11 protein-coding genes and 1 pseudogene are annotated in these 6,973 nt (G+C 64.1%); 5 read left to right on the top strand and 7 right to left on the bottom strand.

All coding sequences use genetic code 11. The features are described 5' to 3' along the window. Positions 1-494: 494 nt before the first annotated feature. The gene (locus AW06_RS17095) at positions 495-818 is read right to left on the bottom strand and encodes a DUF1924 domain-containing protein (RefSeq protein WP_138679206.1); all 324 of its coding nucleotides are present in this window, start codon (positions 816-818) and stop codon (positions 495-497) included. A 12-nt stretch (positions 819-830) separates the two neighbouring features. Here AW06_RS17095 and AW06_RS21060 point away from each other — a divergent pair, with 12 nt between their 5' ends. From AW06_RS21060 to AW06_RS17105, 3 genes are read left to right on the top strand one after another with little or no spacing between them, the layout of a single operon-like run. Next, on the top strand, positions 831-986 hold the full coding sequence (locus AW06_RS21060) for a hypothetical protein (protein ID WP_171047480.1): 156 nt from the start codon (positions 831-833) through the stop codon (positions 984-986). Beyond that, complete coding sequence (locus AW06_RS17100; RefSeq protein WP_246149196.1) at positions 980-1,390, top strand: EF-hand domain-containing protein; 411 nt, start codon at positions 980-982, stop codon at positions 1,388-1,390. Before AW06_RS21060 ends, AW06_RS17100 begins: the two co-directional genes overlap by 7 nt. A 14-nt stretch (positions 1,391-1,404) precedes the next feature. After that, a complete protein-coding gene (locus tag AW06_RS17105) occupies positions 1,405-1,716 on the top strand; it encodes a hypothetical protein (protein ID WP_138679205.1) in 312 nt (103 codons plus the stop codon). On the opposite strand, the gene AW06_RS17110 is transcribed toward AW06_RS17105, so the two are convergent. Genes AW06_RS17110 through AW06_RS17130 form a run of 5 tightly spaced genes read right to left on the bottom strand, consistent with a single transcriptional unit; the run spans position 1,665 to position 3,894 of the window. Then, a complete protein-coding gene (locus tag AW06_RS17110; RefSeq protein WP_034952619.1) occupies positions 1,665-2,231 on the bottom strand; it encodes a DUF3365 domain-containing protein in 567 nt (188 codons plus the stop codon). The two genes, AW06_RS17105 and AW06_RS17110, sit on opposite strands and share 52 nt — an antisense overlap. Positions 2,232-2,251: 20 nt before the next feature. Further along, positions 2,252-2,644, bottom strand: coding sequence for an OsmC family protein (locus tag AW06_RS17115; RefSeq protein ID WP_034952621.1), 393 nt, complete (start codon positions 2,642-2,644; stop codon positions 2,252-2,254). A 30-nt stretch (positions 2,645-2,674) separates the two neighbouring features. After that, a complete protein-coding gene (locus AW06_RS17120; RefSeq protein ID WP_034952624.1) occupies positions 2,675-3,121 on the bottom strand; it encodes a DUF6691 family protein in 447 nt (148 codons plus the stop codon). 9 nt (positions 3,122-3,130) lie between these two features. After that, a complete protein-coding gene (locus AW06_RS17125) occupies positions 3,131-3,565 on the bottom strand; it encodes a YeeE/YedE family protein (protein ID WP_034952642.1) in 435 nt (144 codons plus the stop codon). Continuing rightward, positions 3,565-3,894 (bottom strand): metalloregulator ArsR/SmtB family transcription factor, encoded by a 330-nt coding sequence (locus tag AW06_RS17130; RefSeq protein ID WP_034952628.1) that lies wholly within the window; start codon positions 3,892-3,894, stop codon positions 3,565-3,567. Before AW06_RS17130 ends, AW06_RS17125 begins: the two co-directional genes overlap by 1 nt. A 143-nt stretch (positions 3,895-4,037) precedes the next feature. Here AW06_RS17130 and AW06_RS17135 point away from each other — a divergent pair, with 143 nt between their 5' ends. Beyond that, entirely contained in the window at positions 4,038-4,904 is an 867-nt protein-coding gene (locus AW06_RS17135) for an MBL fold metallo-hydrolase (RefSeq protein ID WP_034952631.1), read from the top strand. Between the two features lie 7 nt (positions 4,905-4,911). Next, positions 4,912-5,739, top strand: a complete 828-nt coding sequence (locus AW06_RS17140; RefSeq protein ID WP_324547420.1) for a sulfite exporter TauE/SafE family protein — start codon at positions 4,912-4,914, stop codon at positions 5,737-5,739. Positions 5,740-5,973: 234 nt separating this feature from the next. On the opposite strand, the pseudogene AW06_RS17145 reads toward AW06_RS17140, so the two are convergent. Continuing rightward, positions 5,974-6,243 (bottom strand): annotated as a pseudogene (locus AW06_RS17145) (Uma2 family endonuclease); the annotation flags it as partial. Positions 6,244-6,973 lie beyond the last annotated feature (730 nt).

Here is a 6,973-nt window from a genome sequence, read left to right on the forward strand (position 1 = left end):
AGTCCGACAGGCTGCTAGGGCAAGTCCCGTTTTCATCGTATAAAGGCCGGACCTTTGCCCAGGGCAGGACGGCTGGAAAGCGGGCGGACGGGCAGGCCAATCATCGTGGTAACCGCGTTCGGCGCCGTGGTGGTTGGCCTTGCCTTGGCCAGGATCTGGCTGGCAACATCGACGGCGCGTAAGCGAGGTGGCAGCTGCCACTTCTTCCCTGACGACGGGATCCGACACCGGCGGGAAGACGTGGCTGCCGCCCGCTTGCGCCCGCTCGAAGAGCTGCGCCGCGAAGGCCAGAGTGAAAAGGCCAAGGCAATAAAGGCAAAGGCAATGAGGACGAAGGCGAACGGTCGATAGGGGATGGTCGTCGGTTTCTCCCGGAGCAGGTGGTGCTCGTTCACTCAGCGACTGAGCATGTGGCTCAAGCAGTTGCCCTATTCCTGCGCCTGCATTCACGTCCGAGTACGTCCTTGCCGTTGCGCCTGAACCTATTTCTGGATTCACGCCGGATCGACCAAGCGCGTCGGGCTGACCGATACGGCAACGGTGTCGATCGCCTTCCCGGCCGGCGTTCGGATGGCCGCGTGCAAATCTTCAAGGTGGCGGCTCGTACACGCCGGGGTACCCGGTTTGTCGCCGGCACAAGACTTGCGGTGAAAGATTTCGCCGAGGGCGGCAGAGAATCCGGCAAACGCCGGGTCATTCTTTTCCGCCTTCAGGGCATCGCCGGCCAGCAGTTCGTCACGTGCGGCGGCACCGGCCGGTATCGCGGCGAGCGCCAACCTGATCACCTGGGCCAACAAGCTGGCCTGTGGGGAGTTCATGAGGGTTTCCTTTTGGCAACGATTTTGCGCCACTTTGCCAAATCGTCACTGAACCGCCTGTTCATGTTGCGTTCAGCCCTTGAAGCGTATAAAGAGGAACTGCGGTTCTGCGGCGCGCCCCTGCTCTCCGCGGTGACCGATTTGCTCGAGGAGATAGAGCGATGCTGAAGAAAACTGTCTGTTTATGGGCCACAACCCTATGCCTGGCCGGCGGCCTGGCGGCTGCCGCCGATCCTCCGCCCGACAATCGGGCGACCACCTCGCCAGGCACGGCGAGCCCGGGCAGTCGCCCGCCCGCCGGGCCGGGAATGGCCAGGCCGACGTTTGCCGATTTCGATCGTAATGGCGACGGCAAGATTACCCAGCAGGAGTTCCACGCGACGCGCAGCGAACGACAGGCGCAGCGTGCCGGCCGGCCAATGCGCGGGATGGCCGGTGCCCCGTCGTTTGCCGAGATCGACAGGGACGGCGATGGCTCGATCAGCCCCACCGAGTTTGCCGCCCACCAGCGGACGGAAGGCAGAGGCCCTGGCCCGGGCATGGGGGGCATGGGCGGCGCCAGAGCGCAGTGAGCCGGAGGCCCTGCATGACCAGCGGCATGCGGTTTTGGCTGATTCAGCTCGCTGCCGCTTCAGTGTTGGCCTGGCCCGCTGGCGGTTGGGCCGACGACGGACGCGGCTACGATCGCGCTCGCCAAGCGCTCGAAGCGGGCGAGTTTCTCCCGCTACGGGCGATTATCGAGCGCGTCGAACGCAGCTATTCCGTGCAGGTGCTGGAGATCGAACTCGAGCGCGACGGCGGTCGCTGGATATATGAGATCAAGACGGCAGCGATCGACGCCTTCGTTCAGAGTGGGCGTTTGACCGTCAGCGCACCGCGGATCTGGCCCTTTTCGTAACCGGTGGCGCGGTCGTTCGGATAGTGGTCGGCGAGCGTCCGCCGCAGGTCGGCATCGAGTCCTTCAGCTGGACCGTGGCAGCCGAGGCAGACCTCACTGACTGGCAGCGCTTTCATGTAGCGCAGCACCGGACGACCATTGACGGTGACAATCTCGCTTTTCTCGATGGTTTCCGGCTTTTCGCCGCTCGCGGCGCGGCGATCGAATTCGGTGAGCTGCGCGGCTTCCCAGGCATCCGGCGTACCGCGCTCGGCGTTACGGGTTTTCAGGCTGACGCGCCGGATGTCCCAACCAGTTTCGGCGCGTTTCTTGCCGATCAGTTGCGGTGCCAGGTCCTTGCAGACGGGAATCGCGCCGGCGACTCCCTCGGTGGCCACCGCTTCCTGCATCTTGGCGATGACCTGGGGGATGACGGGCAGGACCGTGCTCCTGGTTTCGGCGCTGAGCGCAGCCAGATCCTGGGCGCAAACGGGCACGGTGCAGACGAGCAGGGCGATGCTGATGGTTGATTTCATGGGGAGGTTCCTCGGCTTGTTCAGGAGACAGTGGCGGGCGTTTCGCTGACCGAGAAGGCAATCTCTGCGCCCCTCTGGACGATCTTCTTCACGGCACAATCGTTGATCGCCAGGAGAACGCGTTCCCGCTGTTCCTCGGAGAAGTGCTCGGGAAAGCTGACTTCGGTGCGGAAGCGGGCCAGCGTCAGTGGCCCACCGTGGCCGGCGAAGGGCTTGCAGCCGATCCTGATTCCCGCCGCAGTTACACCCATTGCCTTGCACTCCTTCTTGGCATAGACCGCCGCGCAGCTCGCCAGCACAGCGTAGAAGGCTTCCAGCGGATTCATCAGCGACCCATCGACGGCGTAGCTCACCTGATGCTTGCCGCCGCGCACGGTAATCACTTTCGAATCATCGACATCGACCGAATACATTGAATTCTCCTGATAAAGATGGACCGCGGATCACTTGCCCGGGTCAGACTGCACCTGGCGCACGCGCGACAGGCGCTCGAAAACGGTGAAGATGGCCATGCCGGCGAGCATGGCGAGGACGAAGACGAAGCCCTTGGCGCTGCCGCTACCGAGCAGGACGAGAGCCGGCCCGGGGCAGATTCCCGCCAGACCCCAGCCGATGCCGAACAGGGCGCTGCCGGCCAGCAGCCGGCGGTCGATCTGCCGGGCAGTCGGCATCTGCAGCGGCTTGCCGCGCAGCGAGGTCTGCCGCTGCCCGGCGATGCGGAAGGCCAGCAGGCCGACGGCGATCGCCCCGGCCATGACCAGTGCCAGAGAGGGATCCCAGTCGCCGGCGAGATCAAGAAAAGCGAGCACCTTGGCCGGGTTGCTCATGCCGGAGACGAGCAGGCCGCAGCCGAAGACGAGACCGATCAGCAGTGAAATCAGCACGCTCACGCGAGGCTCCTAGGCGAAAAGATGGCGGCTGGCGAAGACGGTCGCGAAGCCGGCGCTCATGAAGACGAGGGTGGCGACCAGCGAGCGTGGCGAGCGGCGCGACAGCCCGCAGACGCCATGGCCGCTGGTGCAGCCCGAACCGAGCCGGCTGCCGAAGCCGACCAGCGCGCCGGCGACGATGAGCGTTGCCCAACCGGTATCGATGCGGCTCTGTGGCAACTCGGCGAGCGCCTGGTAAAGCAGCGGCGCTGCCACCAGCCCGAGCGCAAACGCTGCCCGCCAGGCGACGTCGCCTTTCCTGAGCGGTTGCAGCAAGCCGCCGACGATACCGCTGATGCCGGCGATGCGTCCTTCGAGAAGAATCAGCAGCGCCGCCGCGAGGCCGATCAGCAGGCCACCGGCAAAGGCGCTGGCGGGTGTGAAATGCAGCCAGTCGATGGTGATCATGGGTTCTCGCCCCCCGCTTGCGGGCAGTACATTTCATAGAGGGTGGCAAGCAGGGCAAGCACCCGTGCGTCGGCGACCGAGTAGTAGATCTTCTTGCCGTCACGCCGCGTGTTTACCAATCCTTCGCTGCGCAGAACGCCAAGTTGCTGCGACAAGGTCGGCTGGTGGAGGTCGAGCAGTTCCTCGAGTTCGCCGACGCACTTCTCGCCCTGACTGAGCTGGCACATCAGCAGTAGGCGGTTGGTGTTGGCCAGCACGCCGAGGACCGCCGTCGCCCGGCCAGCCGCGGCGCGCATCGACTCGATATCAAGGGTGGTGGTGTCCATGGCGCGATTCCCTCACTAAGTTATACTTGACAATATTATGTTGTATAGTATTATGTATGTCAACATATTGTTTGGGCTGGCCGCCGCAACACCCGTGCAGCGGTGGTTGCACGGCGGACAGTCGCTCATCAGGGGATATCGCGATGCACATTGAAGCTTTCTTTGATCCGGCGACGGGCAGCAACAGCTACCTCGTCTTCGATACTGACCGAACGCGCTGCGTCGTCGTCGACAGCGTGCTCGATTACAACCCGCAGGCGGGACGAATCGGCACCAACAATGCTGACCGGCTGATCAGCCGCGTCGCCGAGACCGGTGCCTGCGTCGAGTGGATTCTCGAGACGCACGTCCACGCCGATCACCTCTCGGCAGCCTCCTACCTCCAGGAAAAGCTCGGCGGCCGGACAGCGATCGGCCGGCAGGTGACTGTCGTGCAGGGCGTATTCGGCAGGCTTTTCAACGCCGGATCGGGCTTCGCCACCGACGGCAGCCAGTTCGACCATCTCCTTGCCGATGGCGAGACGATCACGGTCGGCAGCCTGAGCATCACGGTCATGCACACCCCTGGCCACACCCCCGCTTGCGTCAGTTACCTGTTCACCGAGGGTGACGAGCAGGCGGTGTTCGTCGGCGACACGCTGTTCATGCCCGATACCGGCACCGCCCGTTGCGACTTCCCCGGTGGCGACGCGCGCACCCTCTATCGTTCGCTGCGCCGCCTGCTCGCCCTGCCGGCAAGCACCCGACTCTATCTCTGCCACGACTACCCGCCGGGCGAGCGGCCACACTCCTTCGTCAGCACCGTGGGCGAACAGCGCCGCAGCAACATTCACGTGCATGACGGTGTCAGCGAGGAGGAATTCGTTGACCTGCGGCGGCGCCGCGATGCGACGCTGGCGGTGCCGGTACTGCTGCTTCCCGCCGTGCAGGTAAACATGCGCTGCGGCAGGTTGCCCGAACCGGAGGAGAACGGGACGCGCTACCTCAAGATTCCGCTCAACACGATCTGAGCCGACGATGCCGATGCTGAGCGATCCGGCAATCATGGCCCCGCTGCTCGGTGCCGCTGTCGGGCTGATCCTCGCCCTGACCGGCGCCGGTGGTGGCATCATTGGCGTACCGCTGCTGGTCTTCGGGCTAGGTCTGCCCATTCAGCAGGCCGGTCCGATCGGCCTGCTGGCGGTCGGCCTGGCCGCCGGGCTCGGCTCCCTGCTCGGCCTGCGCCAGGGGATCCTGCGCTACCGCGCCGCTGCACTGATCGGCGCCTGTGGGCTGCTCACGGTGCCGGCAGGAGTCTTTCTCGCCCGGCACATCCCGAATCAGCCACTGACGCTGGCCTTTGCCCTGCTGCTCGGCTGGACGGGCTGGCGAGCGCTGCGGCGCGCGCGCCCACGGCAGGAGGTTGGCGCGTCGACCAGCGAGTCCCAACCGTGCCGGCTCAACCCGGTTGTCGGACGATTCGACTGGAACCTGTCTTGTGCCCGCGCGCTTGGCGGAACCGGCCTGCTGAGCGGTCTGCTCAGCGGTCTGCTGGGCGTCGGCGGTGGCTTCGTCATCGTTCCCGCGCTTACCCGCTACTCCGATCTGTCGGCCGCGAGCGTCATCGCCACCTCCCTCGGCGTCATGACGCTGGTTTCGGTCGGTGGCATCGCGGCGGCCGCGGCGGGCGGCAGCATCGTCTGGCCCCTGGCGCTGCCTTTCGGCGGTGGCGCGATCGCTGGTCTGCTGCTCGGCCATACGCTTGCCGCGCGCTTCGCCGGCAGGCGCCTGCAGCAGAGCTTTGCCGTTCTCTGCCTGATCGTCGCCGGTTTGCTGATCGGACGAGTCGCCAGCGCCATTTTTTGATGGAACTGATGTGGGACATTCAGCTTCCGTCTTGTGACTTCGAACGCGCTGCTCGGCACGTTCTCGAGCCTTGTTGTGGCGATAGGATTCACCCTTGATCGAGACTGATAGGCGCAACGCCTCGCGGACCACATCGCTCGAGAAGGCGTAGAGGCCGGACGCCACCTTCCGCCGGACCATTTCCTCAAGCCTTGTCTTTTTCGCTTTCGCTCTCCCAACGCCTCGTCATTTCCTTCACGCCAGAACGTCCGCCACTGCAACTCGGACCACAGGCACCCACAGCGGTGCTACTGTTTTGGAGGTCGTCGGCTTGTGCATTCGGCGGTATTGCCCGTCGATGGGTTCGCGAAAGACCGCCAGTTCGCCGGCCTGGACATCACACAGCCAGACCTCGGGAATGCCGTGGCGCGCATAGAGCGAAAGCTTGACATCGCGGTCGTAATCGAGGGTGGTGTCGGAAACCTCGACGATCAACAGGACGTCAGCGGGTGTCGGTCGGCATGGTTGGCGCGTTTGACGAGGGTAATGTCCGGCTGAGGTTCGCTCCGTTCGTCAAGGACGATGGGGTTCTGCACCCGCACCATATAACTGGCGGAAGGGCCGCTGCCGAGACACTCGGCAAATCGGTCGACGAAATCATCCCCTCGACCATCGCGCGGCAATGCGGCTCATCACCTCGGAACCGGTGCTTGACCTCCGTGCCATCTGCGCCGACATTCAGAAGATCAAGGCGACTTGTGGCCATACGGTCGTCAGTCTCCCGCCGCGGATGTTGAACGTCGCCATTGACCCGTTGGAGCCATCCGATCAAAGGTTACGGCACACTATTCGAGCTTGGCCCCTTTTCATTGTCTCTGGTCGAACTGGCAGGCGAATACGCCGACACCTTTGCCCTGCGTGGCTACGACAGCGTTCAACTCGCCGCTGCGCGCATTTTGCAACCAGCGGCTGGAGGAGTTGCACTTTGCCTGTTTCGACATCCGCCTGCAAAGGTCTGCCAGAGTGCTGGGCATGCTGACAGTGGCTGTGGAATGACTGCCGAGGGGTGTGAATGAATGTGTTGGGAGGGACCGATATACACCCCTCCCCAGCAAGGGGCGAGGGGTGTTCACCGATGTCAACGCATCTCCATTGAACAAGGGACTGCGACCAACACTTTCAATCACACCCTGCGAGAAGGGTGCGATTGAAAGTCGAGGAAGCGTGCTTTTTCACTTTAGGTGATCTCCGCAAA

The organism is Candidatus Accumulibacter cognatus, assembly GCF_000584975.1.
GTDB classification, from domain to species: Bacteria; Pseudomonadota; Gammaproteobacteria; order Burkholderiales; family Rhodocyclaceae; genus Accumulibacter; species Accumulibacter cognatus.